Here is a 602-nt window from a genome sequence, read left to right as displayed (position 1 = left end):
CCAGCGGGCGCTGCTCGTCCGCGCCGTCCGCCTCCTCGGCGGTCCCGGCGCCGGCGGGGACCGGCTGCGGGGTCCCGGGCTGCTGCGGGGCGGTGGCCTCCGGAGCCCGGTCCTGCGGGGCGGTGCGGCGGTAGCGGCCCCAGGTCCGGTCACCGATCAGCAGGAGCGTGGCCGGCATGACCAGCCGCCGGATCACGACGGCGTCCAGGACGACGGCGACGGCGAGGCTGATGCCCAGCTCCCGCACGATGCTGATCTGGGCGCTGGTGAAGGAGGCGAAGACGGCGACCATGATCGCCGCTGCGCCGTTGACCAGGCCCGCGGTACGGGCCAGGCCGCCCAGGACCGACTCGCGGTGCGGGACGCCGCCCAGGTAGCTCTCCCGCATCCGGGAGATCATGATCACCATGTAGTCCATGCTGAGCCCGAACATCACCGCGAACAGCATGAGCGGGGTGACGCTGTTGATCGAGTGGTCGTCGTTCCCGGTGACCAGGGCGAGGACGCCGAGGCTGGCGCCGACGACGGCGATGTTGAAGGCCAGGGCGAGCAGCGGCAGCAGGACGGAGCGGAAGGCGAACAGCAGGATCAGGAAGCTGAGC

General features: G+C 72.3%; 1 protein-coding gene. It reads right to left on the bottom strand.

Annotation, left to right across the window (positions count from 1 at the left end; genetic code table 11):
- Nucleotides 1-602: MMPL family transporter (locus EAO71_RS35740; protein ID WP_147981975.1), on the bottom strand; the 602-nt coding region annotated here is incomplete at both ends.

It is taken from the genome of Streptomyces sp. MS191 (genome assembly GCF_008042125.1).
In the GTDB taxonomy this organism is placed as follows: domain Bacteria; phylum Actinomycetota; class Actinomycetes; order Streptomycetales; family Streptomycetaceae; genus Streptomyces.
This window is presented reverse-complemented; position numbering and strand designations above follow the sequence as displayed.